The organism is Cellulosimicrobium sp. SJTW-1 (assembly GCF_047716875.1).
Lineage (GTDB): Bacteria > Actinomycetota > Actinomycetes > Actinomycetales > Cellulomonadaceae > Cellulosimicrobium > Cellulosimicrobium funkei.
This window is the reverse complement of the sequence record NZ_CP136680.1, coordinates 3,478,382-3,495,936: the sequence shown is the minus strand read 5'-3', so window position 1 is coordinate 3,495,936 and position 17,555 is coordinate 3,478,382. Positions and strand designations below refer to the sequence as shown.

Genomic DNA, 17,555 nt, shown 5'->3' with positions numbered 1-17,555 from the left:
GGACCAACCTACGGTCCGGCCCGTGCTCCGACCACGGGGCCCGCCCGGGGGAGCCCCGAGGGCCTGCCCCGACGACGAGCGGGTCAGTCGCGCACGCGCGCCCGCTCGCCGAGGAAGTCGGCGACGATCGGTCCGAGCTGGTCGAACTCGATGAGGAAGCCGTCGTGCCCGAAGTCGCTCGTGAGCGTCCGCAGGGGCTCGGCGCCGGGGATGCCGGCGGCGATGCGCGCGCAGTCGGCGGGGAGGAACAGTCGGTCGGTGTCGACGGCGACGACGAGCGCGTGCGCGGTGATCTGCGCGAGCGCCGCCTCGACACCACCGCGGTCGCGCCCGAGGTCGTGCGTGAGCATCGACTCGGTGAGCACGACGTACGAGTTCGCGTCGAACCGCCGCGCGAGCTTGTCCCCGTGGTGGTCGAGGTAGGACTGCACGGCGTAGCGGCCGTCGGTGAACGGGTCCTCGCCGCCCTGCGGCAGCCGGCCGAAGCGGTCGTCGAGCTCGCGCGCGGACCGGTAGGTGGCGTGCGCGATCTGCCGGGCGATGCCGAGCCCGACGTGCGGGCCGTCGCCGTCCGCGGCGTCGTAGTAGTCGCCGCCGCGGAAGCCCGGGTCCGCGCGGACGGCGCTGAGCTGCGGGTGGGCCCAGGCGATCTGGTCGCCCGTGGTCTGGGCGGCGGTCGCGATCGCGGCGAGCGAGACGACGTCGATCCCCGCCTCGGGCCCGAGGAGCGCCCACTCCAGCACGCGGTGCCCGCCCATCGAGGCGCCGACGACGAACGCCCACGACGTGATGCCGAGCGTCCGGGCGAGCTCGATCTCGACCGCGACCTGGTCGCGCGTCGTGACGCGCGGGAACCGGCTGCCCCACGGGCGGCCGTCGGGCGCGGTCGAGGCCGGTCCGGTGGTGCCCTGGCAGCCGCCGAGCACGTTGGGCGCGACGACGAACCAGCGGTCGGTGTCGATCGGGGCGCCGGGCCCCACGAGCGACTCCCACCAGCCCGCGGTGACGTGCCCCGGGCCGGCGGGGCCGCTCACGTGCGAGTCGCCGGTGAGGGCGTGCAGCACGAGGACGGCGTTCGACCCGTCGGGCGCGAGCGTGCCCCACGTCTCGTACGCGACCCGGACGTCGGGCAGGCGGGCGCCGGACTCGAGGTCGAACGTGCCGACGTCGGCGAAGCGTCGCCGGCCCGCCGGGTCGCCCTCGCGCCACGCCCCGGTCGCCGGGACCGGGGCCTTGACCCGCGCGCGCGACGGCGCCACGCCGTGCGTCGACGAGTCGCCCGGCCGCGCGCCGGAGCGGGCGTCGGGGGCGGGGGAGAGGAGCTCGTCGTTCACCGGGGTCACCGTCGGCCACTGTACGGCCGGGGCGCCCAGGGCGCCCCGGCTGTCCAGATCCGTCATCGTCGCGCCCGTCGTCGGCCGGTCAGGAGCCCAGCGCGGACTTGGCGGCGGTGAACCCGAGCTCGAGGTCGGCGAGGATGTCGTCGACGTGCTCGATGCCCACCGCGAGGCGGACCAGGCCCGGCGTCACGCCGGACTTCGCCTGCTCCTCGGGGCTGAGCTGGGCGTGCGTCGTCGACGCCGGGTGGATGACGAGCGACCGGACGTCGCCGATGTTCGCCACGTTCGAGTGGAGCTGCAGCGCGGAGACGAACGCCTGCCCGGCCTCGCTGCCGCCGTCGAGCTCGAACGCGAGGACCGCGCCCGCGCCGCGTGGCAGGTACTTCTGCGCGTTCGCGTGCCACGGGCTCGAGGGCAGGCCCGCGTAGTGGACGGTACGGACGTCGTCGCGCGCCTCGAGCCACTCGGCGACCTTCTGCGCGTTGGCGACGTGGCGCTCGACGCGCAGGGACAGCGTCTCGATGCCCTGTGCGATGAGGAACGCGTTGAACGGCGAGATCGCCGACCCCAGGTCGCGCAGGAGCTGGACGCGCGCCTTGAGCACGTACGCGAGGTTGGCACCGAGGATGCCGCCCACGCCGAGGTCGCGCGCGTAGACGAGACCGTTGTACGAGGGGTCGGGCGTGTTGTAGTTCGGGAACCGCTCCGGGTGCGCCGCGTAGTCGAACGTGCCGCCGTCGACGATCACGCCGCCGATCGCGGAGCCGTGGCCGCCGAGGTACTTCGTCGCGGAGTGCACGACGACGTCCGCCCCGTGCTCGAGCGGGCGCAGCAGGTACGGCGTGGCGACCGTGTTGTCCACGATCAGCGGGACGCCGACCTCGTGCGCGACCGCCGCGACGGCCTCGATGTCGAGGACGTCGGCCTGCGGGTTCGGGATCGTCTCGCCGAAGAGCAGCTTCGTGTTCGGGCGCACGGCGTCGCGCCAGGCCTGCGGGTCGTGCGGGTCGGCGACGAACGTCGTCTCGACCCCGAGCTTGGCGAGCGAGTACTGCAGGAGGTTGTAGGTGCCGCCGTACAGGCTCGGGGAGGCGACGACGTGGTCGCCCGCCTCGGCGACGTTGAGGATCGCGAACGTCGTCGCGGCCTGCCCGGACGCGAGGAGCAGCGCGCCGACGCCGCCCTCGAGCGAGGCGATGCGGTTCTCCACGACCTCCTGCGTCGGGTTGCCGATGCGCGTGTAGATCGGGCCGAGGTCCTTGAGCGCGAAGCGGTCGGCCGCGACCGAGGCGTCCGGGAAGACGAACGACGTGGTCTGGTAGATCGGGAGCGCGCGGGCGCCGGTCGTCGGGTCGGCGGTCTGGCCGGCGTGGACCTGGCGCGTCTCGAAGGACCAGGCGGGGGCGGTGTCGGTGCTCATGGTTGCTCTCCTGCGGGTGGGGTGGGACGGCGGCGTGCGGGTGCACCGGGGCGGGTGCGGCGGGGACGGGGTCGTCGACCGCGGCGAGAGACGCACGCGGGACGGGATGCCGCGGCGAGGGCGTCGTCGACGACGGCTCGCGGGCAGGCGAACGTGCGCTCGGGTCAGCGACACATTCGACGGGACATGAGGCTGAGGCTAGGCGCGTCGTCGGCGACCCGGTAGGCCCTTCTCACGATGCGAGACCACATTCTGAGAAGGCCCCGGCTGCTCGGATCGCGCGGAGCGGACCTTCCGGGCAGACTCGTGCGAGTGCTGTCAACGAGACACGCCGAGGAGGGGTTGATGAACCGCGTGACCGGGAGCGCGCCGCGTCGCCGCGTCGCCGTGGCGGGGGCCGCCGGAGCGCTCGTGCTCGCGCTGGGCGTGGGCCTCGCGCCGTCCGCGTCGTCCGCGCCGTCGGACGACGACGTGCGCGCCGCGCGTGAGGCCGCCGACGGCGCGTCGCGGGACGTCGCAACGGTCGAGCGCGAGCTCGCGGCCCTGCGCGAACGGCACGCGTCCGCGGTCGCGGCCGTCGAGACGGCGGCGGAGGAGTACGCCGCGGCGCAGGGCGAGCTCGAGGCCGCCGACGCCGAGGTGCGCGACGCCCAGGCGGCGCTCGCGACGGCTCGGTCGGGCGAGTCCGACGCGCGGGCCTCCGTCGGTGCCCTCTTCCGCGCGTCACGCCAGGGCTCGACCGAGCTCGACGCCCTGCGGACGGTCCTGGACGCGGACGGCGTCGAGCAGGTCGTCGCGCGCGAGAACGCCGAGCGCATTGCGGGCCGCACCGCCGGACGTGCGGTCGAGACGCACGCGACGGCGCGCGCCGTCGCCGGGACGGCCCGCGCGCGGGCCGACGCGGCGCTCGCGCACCAGGCCGAGGTCGAGGACCGCGCGCGCGACGCGCTGGCCGCCGCCCAGGTCTCCTCCGGGGCGCTCGACGAGGCCGTGCAGGAGTCCGCGGCGCGCCGGGAGACGCTGCTCGCCGAGCTCGCGCAGGCCCGGGCCACGAGCGTCGACGTCGAGCGGGAGCGCCAGGACGCGCTCGACGCGCAGGCCGCGAGCGCGCGCGAGAGCGCGGCCCGGGAGCGGGTCGCGCCGCCCGCTGCGGGGACGCCGGCGGCGGCGCCGTCCGCCCCGGCCGCGCCGTCCGTCCCAGCCGCGCAGAACCCGGCTCCCGCCCCGGCTCCGGCTCCGGCCCCCGCTCCCGCCCCGGCGCCGGCTCCCGCCCCAGCGCCTGCCCCGGCTCCGGCGCCTCCGCCTGCTCCCGCCCCGCCGCCCGTGGTCACGCCGCCGCCCGGCACGGGCGTGGGGAACGGCGCCCAGGGCCAGGCCGCCGTCGCGTGGGCGCGCACGAAGATCGGCGCGCCGTACGTGTTCGGCGGCACCGGGCCGGGCTACGACTGCTCGGGCCTCACGTCCCGCGCGTGGGCCGCCGCGGGCGTCGACATCACCCGGACGTCGCGCTCGCAGTACCAGCGCGTGCAGAAGATCTCCTACGACCGGCTCCGGCCCGGCGACCTCATCTTCTACGCCAACGACACGTCGAACCCGTCGACCATCCGCCACGTCGCGATGTACACCGGCGGCGGGATGATGATCGAGGCGCGGCAGCCCGGCAGTCCCGTGCACGAGGTCGCGATGCGCTGGGCCGACGCGATGCCGTACGCGGGCCGACCGTAGCGGTGACGCACGACGGCGGCCGCCCACCTCGCGAGGTGGGTGGCCGCCCGCCCGCCGTCGTGCGGGGGACGAGCCGGTCAGTGGCCCGGCGTGTGGTACCCGGAGTCGATGGCGCGCTGCAGGGAGCGCTCGATCTCGGCCTCGGCGTCGGCGCGGCCGACCCAGTGGGCGCCCTCGACGGACTTGCCGGGCTCGAGGTCCTTGTAGACCTCGAAGAAGTGCTGGATCTCCAGGCGGTGGAAGTCGGACACGTCGTCGATGTCCTGGCGCCACGCGGCACGCTGGTCGCCCGTCGGGACGCACAGCACCTTGTCGTCGCCGCCGGCCTCGTCGCGCATGCGGAACATGCCGAGCGCGCGGCAGCGGATCAGGCAGCCCGGGAACGTGGGCTCCTCGAGCAGCACGAGCGCGTCCAGCGGGTCGCCGTCCTCGCCGAGCGTCCCCTCGATGAACCCGTAGTCGTCGGGGTAGCGGGTCGAGGTGAAGAGCATGCGGTCGAGGCGGATGCGACCGGTCGCGTGGTCCACCTCGTACTTGTTGCGCTGCCCCTTGGGGATCTCGATCGTGACGTCGAACTCCACTGCTTCCTCCAGTCGTACCGGCACCGCGGCGCTCGGGCGGTGGCTGGTGTCGGATGATCGACGGACGACGCCGTCGTGCGGGAACTAGTGTGACACGGGACGTCCGCCCACAAGAGTCCGTACGGCCCTGGGCGGGCGACGCCGTGAGTGATAATGCGCACGTGCCCGCGGCCCCGGGGGGCGGGTCCGACGACCGTTGACCGGCGGGGACGGGCGGGCGGACGACGCGCCCCGGTGACCAGGGCTGACCGAGGGAGAGGTATGGGCTGGGCGACGCGCACGGGCGTGGCCGTCGGCGTGGTGCTCGCGCTCGCGGGCGGGTACGCCGTGGCGGACGCGTACGACGTCGTCCCCGGCGTGCTGACGCTCGAGCCGCCCGTCCCGGAGCCGCCGCCGTTCCCGCAGGCGCCGGGCGCGGCCGCCGCGCCGCCGCTCGAGGTGGAGCTGCCGGCGCTCGACGACGCGGCGCCCGTCCCCGCGACCGGCGCGGTGCAGACGCTCGTGGACGGGCTCGTCGCGGACACGCGGCTCGGCCCGCGCGTGGGCGTCCTCGTGACCGACGCGGTGACGGGCGAGGTGCTGGGCGCTGCCGGCGAGAGCGTGGGGCACGTCCCGGCGTCGACCCTCAAGACGTTCACCGCCGCGGCGGCGCTCACCTCGCCGGGAGCGCACACCACGCTGCCCACCCGAGCCGTCCTCGAGGGGCAGGAGACGGTGTACCTCGTGGGCGGGGGCGACATGATGCTCGCGGCCGGTGCCGGGGACCCGACGGCGGTCAACGGCCGGGCCGGGCTCGGCGACCTGGCCGCGCAGGTCGCGGGCGAGCTGCGGCTGACGGGACGCACGACGATCTCGCTGCGCCTCGACGACACGCTGTTCACCGGGCCCGCGGTCGCCCCGACCGTCGACCCGGCCAGCGTGCGCAACGGCTACGTCGCGCCCGTCGCGGCGCTCGCGGTGAACATCGCGCGCCTCACCGACGAGGAGTACGCGCCGCGCGCCGAGGACCCGGCCCTCGCCGCAGCCGAGGCGTTCGTGGCCGCGCTCGCGCAGGAGGGCGTCACCGTCTCCGGGGACGTCGTGCGAGCCCCGGCGCCGAGCGAGGGGCGCACGGTGGGCGAGGTGGAGTCCGCCCCGCTCGGCGACGTCGTCGCGTACCTGCTCCAGCACTCGGACAACACCATCACCGAGGTCGTCGGCCGGGTCGTCGCGCTCGACGCGGGCCTGCCCGGCTCGGGTGCCGGCGCGACCCAGGCCGTGCGGGCGGCGGTCGAGGGTCTCGGCGTCGACCTCACGGGCGCGACGCTCGCGGACCTGTCCGGGCTCGGCGACGGATCCGTCGTCACGCCCGCACAGCTCGACGAGGTCGTGGGCCTCCTGGCCGACCCCGCGCACCCGCGGCTGCGGCCCGGCGCGGTGGGCCTGCCCGTCGCAGGGCTGTCCGGGACGCTCGACGAGCGCTACCTCGCCAACGCGGGCCGCGGCGTCGTGCGCGCGAAGACCGGCAGCCTGCCGAACGTCACGTCGCTCGCCGGGACGGTCGTCACCGCGGACGACCGCCTCCTCGTGTTCTCCCTCATGGCCGACGCCGTCCCGGACGGCGGCACCTACGGCGCGCGCCTGATCCTCGACGACTTCGTCGCGTCGCTCGCGGAGTGCGGCTGCTCCGCCTGACGGGCCGCGCCACGTCTGGGGGAGGGCTCCCGGTTCAGGGGCCGTGCGTCGCGTCCGCCAGCCAGTCCTCGACCTCCAGGCCGGGCACGCGGGAGAACTCGCGCACGTTGTTCGTCACCAGCACGAGCCCGAGCGACCGGGCGTGCCCGGCGAGGAGCGCGTCGTACGGGCCGACAGGGGTGCCGCGGGCCGCGAGGACGGCCCGGACCCTGCCGGCGTGCATCGCCGCCAGGCTGTCGAAGGGCAGCACGTCGACGAGCGACAGCAGCTCGTCGACCGCCTGCCGGTTGCGGGCCGGGTCCTGCGAGCGCTCCACGCCGTACTCCAGCTCCATCTCGCTCACGGTCGAGACCGCGACGCGCCCCTCTGCCTCGCGCAGCCTCGGCCGCGCGGCCGCGCCGTGCCCGCGGAGGAGGGCGACGAGCACGTTCGTGTCCAGCAGGTAGAGGGTGCTCACAGGGCCTCGCGCTCGTCCGCGGTGCCCTGGTCACGGTCGGCGAGGAAGCCGGGACCGACGCGCAGGCCGTGCTCGAACCACTCGTCCCACCCGGAGCCGGCCGGGGTGATGACCCGTGACCGGCCGACGGCCCGGACGTCCACCTCCCGGACGTCGTCGGGCAGCGCGACCGCCTTGGGCAGGCGGACCGCCTGCGTCCGGTTGCTGCGGAACACCGTCGTGCGCACCATGCCGACCTCCCGTCGTATATCCCGAGAGTATATCCTCCGGTCGTCCTCGAACCCGTCGGCCGGGCGAGCGGGTTACCGTGGGCCGGTGACTCTCGTCGAGCAGGACGGCCGACCCCACGGCCCGTCGCGCGGCGACCGGTCGGTCGTCGACTGGTCCGCCGCCGCGCAGATCTCCGGGCGCCTCGCGCGCCCGGGGCCCCAGGCGTCGCGCGCCGAGCTGGCCGACCTCGTCGAGGGGCTGCGCACCGCGGCGGGCGAGGCCGTCCCGCACGTGCTCGACGTGACCCGCATGACGCCCGTCGCGGGGACCCCGGAGACGCTGGGCACGGTGCACGTCGTGGACCGGCCCCGCTGGGCGCGCGCCAACACCGAGATCATGGCGTCGCTCACCACGGGCGTCACCGAGGCGCTCGTGGGGGAGAGCGGTCGCGTGCCGCAGGCGACGGCCCTCGTCGGCGCCGCGCAGGTCGGGTCGGTCCTCGCGGTCCTCTCGAGCCGGGTCCTCGGACAGTTCGACCCGTACAGCGGGCAGGCCGCCGCGGGGGCGGGCCCCGGCCGGCTCGTGCTCGTCGCGCCCAACGTGCTCCAGGTGGAGCGCGCGCTCGACCTGCGGCCCGCCGACTTCCGCCTCTGGGTGTGCCTGCACGAGCAGACGCACGCCCTCCAGTTCGCGGCGGCGCCGTGGCTCGCGGACCACCTGCGCACGCGCGCGGGCGACCTCCTCACCGAGCTCTCCGCGTCGTCGCGACGCCTCGCCGAGGCCCGCCTGCGCGACAAGCTCGTCGCCGTGGGGCGCGCCGTCCTGCACGCGGTGCGCGGCGAGGGCACGACCCTCCTCGACGGCCTCCTCACGCCCGAGGAGCAGGACCGGCTCGCCGACGTCACGGCCGTCATGGCGCTCCTGGAAGGCCACGCGGACGTCGCCATGGACGCCGTCGGGCCCCGCACCGTGCGCACCGTGCGCAGCATCCGGCGCAAGTTCGACGCGCGGCGCGACGGCGAGGGCAGCTCCGGCCTCGACGTCGTGCTGCGGCGCCTGCTCGGCATGGACGCCAAGATCGCCCAGTACCGCGACGGGGCGGCGTTCGTCCGCGCGGTCGAGAAGGACGTCGGGCGCGACGGCTTCAACGCCGTGTGGGCCTCCCCGGAGAACCTGCCCACGGCCCGTGAGATCGCCGACGCGCGCGCCTGGGTGCGCCGCGTGCACGGCTGAGCCGTGGGCGGTCCGGCGCCGGTCGTCGCCGCCGCGCGCCACGCCGTGCGCGGCGCGCTCGCGGACCTTCCCGCAGGGGCGACGGGGCTCGTCGCCTGCTCCGGCGGCGCCGACTCGACGGCGCTCGCGGCCGCCACCGCGTTCGTGGCGCCGCGTCTCGGGCTGCGGGCGGGCGCCGTCGTCGTGGACCACGGGCTCCAGGACGGCAGCGCCGCCGTCGCGGCGGACGCCGCCGAGCGCTGCCGCGACCTGGGGCTCGACCCGGTGGAGGTGCGCCGCGTCGTCGTCCCGACGGCGGGCGACGGCCCGGAGGCCCACGCCCGGACGGCCCGGTACGCCGCGCTCGACGACGCCGCGGCGGCCCACGGCGCCGGCGCGGTGCTCCTGGGCCACACGCTCGACGACCAGGCCGAGACGGTGCTGCTCGGCCTCGCCCGCGGGGCGGGCGCGCGCTCGCTCGCGGGCATGGCGCCGCGGCGCGGGGCGTACCGGCGCCCGTTCCTCGCCCTGCGGCGCTCGCAGACGGAGGCGGTGTGCCGCACGCTCGGGCTCGACTGGTGGGACGACCCCACGAACACGGGCCCGCCGCTGCGCTCGCAGGTTCGCGGGCGGGTCGTGCCGGCGCTCGTCGACGTGCTCGGCCCGGGCGCGGTGCCCGCGCTCGCGCGCAGCGCCGACCTCCTGCGCGACGACGCCGACCTCCTCGACGCGCTCGCGGCCGACCTCCTCGCGGCGGCCCTCGTCCCACCCGGCGCGGACCCCGCTCCCGGCGCGGACCCCGCTCCCGGCGCGGACCCCGCCTCCGGCGCGGACCCCGGCCCCGGCGCGGACCCTGGTCGCGGCAGGGGAGCGGCGCCCCGCCCGACGGTCGTGCTCGACGTCGGCCCGCTCGCCGCCGCGCACCCGGCGCTGCGGCGTCGGGCGCTGCGGTCCGCGGCGCTGCGCGCGGGGTGCCCGGGGAGCGACCTGTTCGCCGTCCACGTCGACGCGCTCGACGCGCTCGTCACCGCGTGGCGCGGCCAGGGCCCGGTGCACCTCCCGGGCGACCGCAGGGCGTCGCGTGCGTGTGGCAGGCTTTCCCTGGGCCCGGGACCAACGCGCCGGGCCGGCACCTCCCCCCTCCCCCCAGCTCAGGAGTGACCCCCCGTGGAAGCATCGGACGTCGCAGGCGACCTCGAGAACATCCTGCTCACCGAGGACCAGCTCGGTGCGCGGCTCGACGAGATCGCCGCGCAGATCGACCGTGACTACGCGGGCAAGGACCTCCTGCTCGTCGGTGTGCTCAAGGGCGCCGTCATGGTCATGGCGGACCTGGCGCGCCGCCTGCACAGCCACGTCGAGATGGACTGGATGGCCGTGTCGTCGTACGGCTCGGGCACCAAGTCGTCGGGCGTCGTGCGCATCCTCAAGGACCTCGACGCCGACCTCACCGGCCGCAACGTGCTCATCGTCGAGGACATCATCGACTCGGGCCTCACGCTCTCGTGGCTGCTGTCGAACCTCCGCTCGCGCGGGCCGGCGTCGGTCGAGATCGCGGCGATGCTCCGCAAGCCCGACGCGGCGAAGACCGAGGTCGACGTGCGCTACGTCGGCTTCGACATCCCCAACGAGTTCGTCGTCGGCTACGGCCTCGACTACGCGGAGAAGTACCGCAACCTGCCGTTCGTCGGGACGCTCGCGCCGCACGTCTACTCGAGCTGAGCCGGGCGGCGGCGGGCCACGAGCCCGCCCGGACCGCCCAGGGAGCTGCTCAGGAAGTACGGACCACGCCCTGGGCGAACAGAGGGAAGATCCCCAGCAGGCGCCAAGGTCCAGAGTGTAGTTTCGAGCCCGAACACTTGCGCGAGCGGAGGGATCCGGGGCGCACGCCCCGTCGCCGATGAACATCAAGAAGATTCTCAGTGGGCCGATCGTCTGGATCGTCCTGGGCCTCGTGATCCTGTGGATCGCGTTCGCGACGTTGTCGCGCCCCACGGTCCAGCGCATCGACACGTCCGCGGGCCTCGAGCTGCTCTCGGGCGACACGGTCGAGCAGGCGCTCATCGTGGACGGCGACCAGCGCGTGCGTCTCACGCTGTCCGAGGACTACGTGGCCGACGAGGGCACGGACACCGAGGAGAACAAGGGCAAGAACGTCGAGTTCTACTACGTCCAGCCGCAGGGCGAGGCGGTCGTCGACGCCGTCGTCGCCGCGGAGCCGAAGGACGGGTACAACTCCGAGGTCGCGCAACCCTCGTTCTGGTCCTCGCTGCTCGGGCTGCTCATCCCGTTCCTTATCATCGGCGTGCTGTTCTGGTTCCTGCTGTCGCGCATGCAGGGCGGCGGCTCGCGCGTCATGGGCTTCGGCAAGTCGCGCGCCAAGCTCGTCTCGAAGGACACCCCGCAGGTGACGTTCGCGGACGTCGCGGGCGCCGACGAGGCGGTCGAGGAGCTCCACGAGATCAAGGAGTTCCTCTCCGACTCGGAGAAGTTCCAGGCCGTCGGCGCCAAGATCCCCAAGGGCGTCCTGCTCTACGGCCCTCCCGGCACGGGCAAGACGCTGCTCGCCCGCGCCGTCGCCGGCGAGGCGGGCGTGCCGTTCTACTCGATCTCCGGCTCGGACTTCGTCGAGATGTTCGTCGGCGTCGGCGCGAGCCGTGTCCGCGACCTGTTCAACCAGGCCAAGGAGAACTCGCCCGCGATCATCTTCGTCGACGAGATCGACGCCGTCGGCCGCCACCGTGGCGCCGGCATGGGCGGCGGCCACGACGAGCGCGAGCAGACGCTCAACCAGCTCCTCGTGGAGATGGACGGCTTCGACGTCAAGACGAACGTCATCCTCATCGCCGCGACCAACCGCCCCGACATCCTCGACCCGGCGCTCCTGCGCCCGGGCCGCTTCGACCGCCAGATCGCGGTCGAGGCGCCCGACCTCAAGGGTCGCGAGGCGATCCTGCGGGTGCACGCGGCGGGCAAGCCGATCGTCCCCGAGATCGACCTGGCGGCCGTCGCGCGTCGCACGCCCGGGTTCACCGGTGCCGACCTCGCGAACGTGCTCAACGAGGCGGCGCTCCTCACCGCCCGCAGCGGGGCGCAGCTCATCGACGACCGGGCGCTCGACGAGGCGATCGACCGCGTGATCGCCGGTCCGCAGAAGCGCACGCGCGTCATGAACGTCAAGGAGCAGAAGATCACCGCGTACCACGAGGGCGGCCACGCCCTCGTCGCGGCGGCCATGCGCTACACGGACCCCGTCACGAAGGTGACGATCCTGCCGCGCGGCCGGGCGCTCGGGTACACGATGGTCATGCCGACCGAGGACAAGTACTCCACGACGCGCAACGAGCTGCTCGACCAGCTCGCGTACGCGATGGGCGGTCGCGTCGCCGAGGAGCTCGTCTTCCACGACCCGACGACGGGCGCCTCGAACGACATCGAGAAGGCGACCGCGATCGCGCGCAAGATGGTCACCGAGTACGGCATGAGCGAGCGCGTCGGCGCGATCAAGCTCGGCTCCGGCTCGGGCGAGCCGTTCCTCGGCCGCGACATGGGCCACCAGCGCGACTACTCGGAGTCGGTCGCGGGCACGGTGGACCACGAGGTCCGCAAGCTCGTCGAGGCCGCGCACGACGAGGCGTGGGAGGTGCTCACGCAGTACCGCGACGTGCTCGACGCCCTCGTGCTCGAGCTCCTCGAGAAGGAGACGCTGAACCAGGCCGAGCTCGCGCGCGTGTTCTCCCCGGTCGAGAAGCGCGCCCCGCGCGACGTCTGGCTCTCGAGCGAACAGCGGGCCGTCTCGCAGCGCGGGCCCGTGCTCACCGACGCCGAGAAGGCGGCGCAGAACGGCGCGCCCGTGATCCCGCAGGACGAGGCCGCGGCCGCGAACGACGAGCTCCCCCCGGAGCGCATCGGCGAGGTGCCCGCGGACAGCCCGCTCGACCGCGCGCTCGGCCGCGACACGACCACGGACGTCACGGACGTGCGCGAGCCGGGGCAGGACTGATGGGCACCCCCACGGGCGCCTCGGCGGGCGCGGGCGCGATCACGCCGGCCCGGTCGGCGGAGGGCCTGCGCGCCCCCGCGGACGTCCCGCCGTACGACCAGGACCGCGCGGAGGCCGCCGTCCGCGAGCTGCTGCTCGCCGTCGGCGAGGACCCGGACCGCGAGGGGCTGCGCGAGACCCCGGCCCGCGTGGCGCGCGCGTACCGCGAGATCTTCGCGGGCCTGCGCCAGGAGGCCGCGGACGTCCTGACCACGACCTTCGACCTCGGCCACGAGGAGATGGTGCTCGTCAAGGACATCGAGGTGTACTCGACGTGCGAGCACCACCTCGTGCCCTTCCACGGCGTCGCGCACGTCGGGTACATCCCCAACGTGGACGGCCGCATCACGGGCCTGTCGAAGCTCGCGCGCCTCGTCGAGGTGTACGCGCGCCGCCCGCAGGTGCAGGAGCGGCTCACGTCCCAGGTCGCGGACGCGCTCGTGGAGCACCTCAAGCCCCGCGGTGCGATCGTCGTCGTCGAGTGCGAGCACCTGTGCATGTCGATGCGCGGCGTGCGCAAGCCCGGCGCGCGCACCGTCACGTCGGCGGTGCGGGGCCAGATGCGCGACGGCGCGACGCGGGCCGAGGCGATGAGCCTCATCCTGGGGCGCTAGGCCCGTGGACCGGTTCGTGGTCGCGGGGCTCGAGGAGCTCGCGGACGTCGGACGCACGCTCGTCATGGGCGTCGTCAACGTCACGCCCGACTCGTTCTCCGACGGCGGCGAGTGGTTCGAGCCGGACGCCGCGATCGCCCACGGGCGCGAGCTGCTGGGCGAGGGTGCGGACATCCTCGACGTGGGCGGGGAGTCGACCCGCCCCGGGGCGGGCCGGGTGCCCGTCGAGGCGGAGCTCGCGCGCGTGCTCCCCGTGATCTCCGCGCTCGCGGCCGAGGGGGCGGTCGTCAGCGTCGACACGACGCGCGCGGTCGTCGCGGAGCGCGCGGTCGCGGCGGGCGCCCGGCTCGTCAACGACGTCTCCGGCGGTCTCGCCGACCCGGCGATGGCCGACGTCGTCGCGCGCACGGGCGTCGCCTACGTCTGCATGCACTGGCGCGGGCACGCGGACGTCATGGACGACCTCGAGGACTACGACGACGTCGTCACGGACGTGCGCGACGAGCTGGCCGCGCGCGTGGACGTGCTCCTCGCGGCGGGCGTACGGCGCGAGCAGGTCGTGCTCGACCCGGGTCTCGGCTTCTCGAAGGCCGGGTCGTCGAACTGGCCGCTGCTCGCGCGCCTGCGCGAGCTCGAGGCCCTGGGCCTGCCTGTCCTCGTGGGCGCGTCCCGCAAGCGGTTCCTCGGGCACCTCCTCGCGCGCTCCGACGGGCGGCCCGTCCCGCCGCTCCTGCGCGACGACGCGACCGCCGCGGTCACGACCCTCGCCGCGGCGTCGGGCGCGTGGTGCGTGCGGGTCCACGCGGTCCGGGCGTCCGCCGACGCCGTGCGGGTCGCCGCCGCCTGGGGCCGGGCCCGCGACGAGGTCGTGCGTCCCGCGGACGGCGGCGCGGCGCAGCCGGCGGACCGACCGAGGGCCGGGAGCGACTCGACGGCGCGGCCCACGACCTAGCAGGATGGGCGAGGGGCCCCGCGGCGCGGGCGGCCCGGCGCAGCACGACACACGCAACGAGACACGGTGACGACGACCCGCCCCGGCGGGCGACGACGGAGCACCGGACGGGAGCACGACGTGACCACAGCGTTCGCAGGAGCGGTCCTCGACGCGGACGGACGGCCGTTCGACCGGATCCGCCTCACGGGCCTGAGCGCGACGGGCCACCACGGCGTCTTCGAGCACGAGAAGGCGCAGGGCCAGCTCTTCCGGGCCGACGTCGTGCTCCACCTGGACACGCGCGCGGCCGCGAGCGGCGACGACCTGTCCCGGACCGTCAGCTACGCGGGCGTCGCCGAGGACGTCGTCGCGGTCCTCGCCGGATCGCCCGCCGACCTCGTCGAGACCGTCGCCGAGCGCATCGCCGCGACGATCCTCACGCACGACGACGTCGTCGCGGTCGACGTCGCGGTGCACAAGCCGCAGGCGCCGATCACGGTCCCGTTCGAGGACGTCGAGGTCGTCATCCGTCGCGACCGCGTGGTCGTCCCCGTCGTCGCGCCGCTGTCGCGCCGCGGGGAGCAGGGGTCGCGCGACGCGCAGCCCGTCGGGCCGATCCCCGTCGGGTCGGTCGCCCCCGCGCTCATCCACGGCGTCGGCGACGTCCCCGCGCCCGACGACCGGGCCCCGCTCGCCCCCGCGCCCGAGGTCATGCCGCCCAGCATCCTCCCGGGCTCGGCCGGTGCCCCGGGCGAGGACGCCCGGACCGCGGCCGAGTCCGGTGCGACGGCGGCCGAATCCCCGGAGGATGCGCTCGACGCGACCCGCGAGGCTCCCGCCGTCCGGGACGACGCCGTCCCCGGCGACGACCGTTCCGAGCAGCAGACCCACGCGGAGGCACCGTACGGCGAGGCCCCGTACGGGGAGGCGCCGTACGCGGAGCCCGCGCCCGACGACCGCGGCGAGCCCGCGCACGACGACGCGGCGCCGCACTCGCAGCAGGCGGCGTCGTACGACGAGCTCGTCGCCGGGTCGGTCCCCGCGGCCGGCCCCGCCGAGCACGTGCTGCACCACGACGCGCCGCCGGTCGCGCCCGGCGCGCCGTCGGGCGAGCAGCAGACCGTCCCCGGCGACGCCGCGCCCGTCGAGCACGCCGCCCCCGAGGCCGAGCCCCTGCCGTACGGCGCCGCGGCCGAGCCCGCCCCGGCGCGCGACGAGGCCCCCGGCGGGGCGCACGACGCCGCGGAGGTGGCCGCGCCCGTCGAGCACGACCGGATGGACGACGTGCCCGCCGGGTTCGTCGAGGTCGTGCTCGCGCTGGGCGCGAACCTCGGCGACGCCCAGCAGACGCTGCGCGACGCGATCACGGACCTCGACCGGATCTCCGGTCTCGAGATCACGGAGGTCTCGCCGCTGGCCCGGACGGAGGCCGTGGGCGGCCCCGACCAGCCGGACTACCTCAACACCGTCCTCCTCGCGCGCACGCGCCTGTCGGCGCGCGACCTGCTGCGCGCGTGCCAGGCGGTCGAGCAGGCGCACGGCCGGGTGCGCGACGAGCGCTGGGGTCCCCGCACGCTCGACGTCGACCTCATCGTCTACGGCACGCTGACGGCCGTCGCCGACGACCTGGAGCTGCCGCACCCCCGCGCGCACGAGCGGGCGTTCGTGCTCGAGCCGTGGTCGCAGATCGACCCGGACGCGGTGCTCCCGGGCCTCGGGGGCGGCCCCGTCGCGGCCCTCGCGGCGACCGCGCCCGACCGCGGCGGCATCCGGTGGCTCGCGCTCGACTGGCTGACGGACCCTGCCCCCGACCCGACGGGCGCCGTGCCCGTCACCACGGGCAGCACGGACGCCGCGCCCCCGCCCGCGCCCGTCGACGTGCCCGACCCCTACCAGCAGGCGCACTCCGGTCCCGTCGCCGCCCCGTACGACGGTCCCGCGACGCCCGGCGGCGGCGTGCCCGCCCCCGACGGCGCGCCGGCACCGCAGCAGCCGGCACCGCAGCAGCCGGCGCCGCAGCAGCCCGTGCCGCCGCACGAGGCGCACCCGGCGCCGCAGCAGCCGCTCGTGCAGGAGCCCCTCGCGCAGCAGCCCGCGGCCCCGCAGCAGCAGCCCGCCCCGCAGCAGCCGCCGCACGTCCAGCAGGCGGAGCCGCCGCAGCCGCCCGCCCCGGAGCCCGCGCCCCCGGCGGCCCCGCCCCAGCCCGCGGTCGTGCCGCAGCCGGCCGGTCTCCCGCAGACCGTGACACCGAGCGAGGCACTCCCGGCCCGGCCGGTCTTCGCGCCCGTCTCCGAGGGCGTCGCGCCCGAGGGGGCGGCCCCGCCGATCGTCCCCGACGGCTCGTTCGACCCGCGCGAGGACGTGGGCGTGCCCGTCGCCCCGTTCCCCGGGCCGTCGAACCGGCCGCCGTCGCACCCCGTGCCGTCGTCGCCCGACGCCGGGCACGCCCCGGACGCCGGGCCCGCCCCGGCTCAGGACGCGGCGCGCTTCCCCGAGCACGGCGCACCCGCGCACCCGGTCTTCCCGCCGGTCCACGCGCCCGAGCCCGTGCCGACGGCGCCGCAGCAGCCGGTCGCGCAGCCCGCGCACCCGCAGCCGCCCGCGGACGCCGCGTCGTCCGGTGACGACATCATCCGGTCGGTGCCGTTCGCGCCGGTCTCGGGCGGCGGACCGGCGTCCGCCCCCGGCCCGCTCGCGGACGCGGGGCTCCCGGCGAACGACCCGTGGCCGCCGTTCGGGCCGGTGTCCGGCGACGGTCGCGACGACGAGCGCTGATGCGGCGCACCTCCGTCCGCACCCTGCTGCTCGTGGCGGTCGCGACCGCCGTCGGCGGGTGGTTCGTCGTGCGCCTGCTCCAGAGCCGCGGCACGCTCCTGCCGGCGGTGCCGTGGATCGTGGACGTCACCGTCCTCGCGCTCGCGGCAGCCGTCTTCTGGGCGGGCTGGACCGTGCGCGCGTACCAGCAGGGCAAGCGTCCGTCGCTCGACGCGATCCGGGCGGCGCGCACGTTCGTCCTCGCGAAGGCGGCCGCGCTGACGGGCGCGCTCCTGACGGGCTGGTACGGCGCGCAGGTGCTCGCCGCCCTGCCCGACCTCTCGATCGACGCGTTCCGCGACCGGGCCCTCGCGGCCGGGGTGGCCGCCGCGTGCGCGGTCGTGCTGGCCGTCGTCGGGCTCGTGGCCGAGCGGTTCTGCCAGCTCCCGCCCGACGACCGCGGCGAGGGCCGGGAGGGCCGCGAGGGCTCGGTGGCGCGCGAGGACCCGGAGACTCCGGGCGCGGGCACGCCCGCCTGAGACGCGCCCTCCGCCCCGGCCTGTGCACGACCCGGTCCGCACCGGGACGGGAT

Annotated in this window: 15 protein-coding genes; 10 read left to right on the top strand and 5 right to left on the bottom strand. The window is 76.1% G+C overall.

What is annotated here, in order from left to right; translation table 11 throughout:
• Positions 1-83: 83 nt before the first annotated feature.
• Together metX and RSE42_RS15685 are read right to left on the bottom strand one after the other, a co-directional pair.
• Positions 84-1,334 carry a homoserine O-acetyltransferase MetX gene (gene metX / locus RSE42_RS15690; RefSeq protein ID WP_415297027.1) on the bottom strand — a complete coding sequence of 417 codons (1,251 nt, stop codon included), beginning with the start codon at positions 1,332-1,334 and terminating at the stop codon, positions 84-86.
• Between the two features lie 88 nt (positions 1,335-1,422).
• Entirely contained in the window at positions 1,423-2,760 is a 1,338-nt protein-coding gene (locus RSE42_RS15685; RefSeq protein WP_415297025.1) for a bifunctional o-acetylhomoserine/o-acetylserine sulfhydrylase, read from the bottom strand.
• 345 nt (positions 2,761-3,105) lie between these two features.
• Between RSE42_RS15685 and RSE42_RS15680 the strand changes: the two genes are divergently transcribed.
• Complete coding sequence (locus RSE42_RS15680; RefSeq protein WP_415297023.1) at positions 3,106-4,485, top strand: NlpC/P60 family protein; 1,380 nt, start codon at positions 3,106-3,108, stop codon at positions 4,483-4,485.
• A gap of 77 nt (positions 4,486-4,562) precedes the next feature.
• On the opposite strand, the gene RSE42_RS15675 is transcribed toward RSE42_RS15680, so the two are convergent.
• Positions 4,563-5,066 (bottom strand): inorganic diphosphatase, encoded by a 504-nt coding sequence (locus tag RSE42_RS15675; protein WP_034655165.1) that lies wholly within the window; start codon positions 5,064-5,066, stop codon positions 4,563-4,565.
• Positions 5,067-5,327: 261 nt separating this feature from the next.
• Here RSE42_RS15675 and dacB point away from each other — a divergent pair, with 261 nt between their 5' ends.
• The gene (dacB, locus tag RSE42_RS15670) at positions 5,328-6,740 is read left to right on the top strand and encodes a D-alanyl-D-alanine carboxypeptidase/D-alanyl-D-alanine-endopeptidase (RefSeq protein ID WP_415297021.1); all 1,413 of its coding nucleotides are present in this window, start codon (positions 5,328-5,330) and stop codon (positions 6,738-6,740) included.
• Between the two features lie 34 nt (positions 6,741-6,774).
• On the opposite strand, the gene RSE42_RS15665 is transcribed toward dacB, so the two are convergent.
• Together RSE42_RS15665 and vapB are read right to left on the bottom strand one after the other, a co-directional pair.
• Positions 6,775-7,197, bottom strand: a complete 423-nt coding sequence (locus RSE42_RS15665) for a type II toxin-antitoxin system VapC family toxin (protein ID WP_021482084.1) — start codon at positions 7,195-7,197, stop codon at positions 6,775-6,777.
• Positions 7,194-7,427, bottom strand: coding sequence for a type II toxin-antitoxin system VapB family antitoxin (gene vapB / locus RSE42_RS15660; RefSeq protein WP_021482085.1), 234 nt, complete (start codon positions 7,425-7,427; stop codon positions 7,194-7,196). Before vapB ends, RSE42_RS15665 begins: the two co-directional genes overlap by 4 nt.
• 85 nt (positions 7,428-7,512) lie before the next feature.
• Here vapB and RSE42_RS15655 point away from each other — a divergent pair, with 85 nt between their 5' ends.
• From RSE42_RS15655 to RSE42_RS15620, 8 genes are all read left to right on the top strand, one after another.
• Positions 7,513-8,640, top strand: a complete 1,128-nt coding sequence (locus RSE42_RS15655; protein WP_415297019.1) for a zinc-dependent metalloprotease — start codon at positions 7,513-7,515, stop codon at positions 8,638-8,640.
• Positions 8,641-8,643: 3 nt separating this feature from the next.
• On the top strand, positions 8,644-9,780 hold the full coding sequence (gene tilS, locus RSE42_RS15650; RefSeq protein WP_415297017.1) for a tRNA lysidine(34) synthetase TilS: 1,137 nt from the start codon (positions 8,644-8,646) through the stop codon (positions 9,778-9,780).
• 6 nt (positions 9,781-9,786) lie between these two features.
• Positions 9,787-10,341: a hypoxanthine phosphoribosyltransferase gene (gene hpt / locus RSE42_RS15645; protein WP_021479810.1), complete on the top strand. Its 555-nt coding sequence runs from the start codon at positions 9,787-9,789 to the stop codon at positions 10,339-10,341.
• A 178-nt stretch (positions 10,342-10,519) separates the two neighbouring features.
• A complete protein-coding gene (gene ftsH / locus RSE42_RS15640) occupies positions 10,520-12,622 on the top strand; it encodes an ATP-dependent zinc metalloprotease FtsH (RefSeq protein ID WP_043659730.1) in 2,103 nt (700 codons plus the stop codon).
• Positions 12,622-13,275: a GTP cyclohydrolase I FolE gene (gene folE / locus RSE42_RS15635; RefSeq protein ID WP_051028623.1), complete on the top strand. Its 654-nt coding sequence runs from the start codon at positions 12,622-12,624 to the stop codon at positions 13,273-13,275. The genes ftsH and folE overlap by 1 nt, the downstream gene beginning before the upstream one ends.
• A 64-nt stretch (positions 13,276-13,339) precedes the next feature.
• On the top strand, positions 13,340-14,227 hold the full coding sequence (gene folP / locus RSE42_RS15630; protein ID WP_144681046.1) for a dihydropteroate synthase: 888 nt from the start codon (positions 13,340-13,342) through the stop codon (positions 14,225-14,227).
• A gap of 120 nt (positions 14,228-14,347) precedes the next feature.
• Positions 14,348-16,984, top strand: coding sequence for a 2-amino-4-hydroxy-6-hydroxymethyldihydropteridine diphosphokinase (gene folK / locus RSE42_RS15625; RefSeq protein ID WP_415297014.1), 2,637 nt, complete (start codon positions 14,348-14,350; stop codon positions 16,982-16,984).
• Complete coding sequence (locus RSE42_RS15620; protein WP_415297012.1) at positions 16,984-17,502, top strand: DUF3180 domain-containing protein; 519 nt, start codon at positions 16,984-16,986, stop codon at positions 17,500-17,502. Before folK ends, RSE42_RS15620 begins: the two co-directional genes overlap by 1 nt.
• Positions 17,503-17,555: the final 53 nt, after the last annotated feature.

Coding starts and splice junctions, on each gene's coding strand:
- RSE42_RS15685 (WP_415297025.1), bottom strand. CDS start 2,760: ATGAGCACCGACACCGCCCCCGCCTGGTCCTTCGAGACGCGCCAGGTC.
- folP (WP_144681046.1), top strand. CDS start 13,340: ATGGGCGTCGTCAACGTCACGCCCGACTCGTTCTCCGACGGCGGCGAG.
- dacB (WP_415297021.1), top strand. CDS start 5,328: ATGGGCTGGGCGACGCGCACGGGCGTGGCCGTCGGCGTGGTGCTCGCG.
- RSE42_RS15680 (WP_415297023.1), top strand. CDS start 3,106: ATGAACCGCGTGACCGGGAGCGCGCCGCGTCGCCGCGTCGCCGTGGCG.
- RSE42_RS15620 (WP_415297012.1), top strand. CDS start 16,984: ATGCGGCGCACCTCCGTCCGCACCCTGCTGCTCGTGGCGGTCGCGACC.
- folE (WP_051028623.1), top strand. CDS start 12,622: ATGGGCACCCCCACGGGCGCCTCGGCGGGCGCGGGCGCGATCACGCCG.
- vapB (WP_021482085.1), bottom strand. CDS start 7,427: ATGGTGCGCACGACGGTGTTCCGCAGCAACCGGACGCAGGCGGTCCGC.
- ftsH (WP_043659730.1), top strand. CDS start 10,520: ATGAACATCAAGAAGATTCTCAGTGGGCCGATCGTCTGGATCGTCCTG.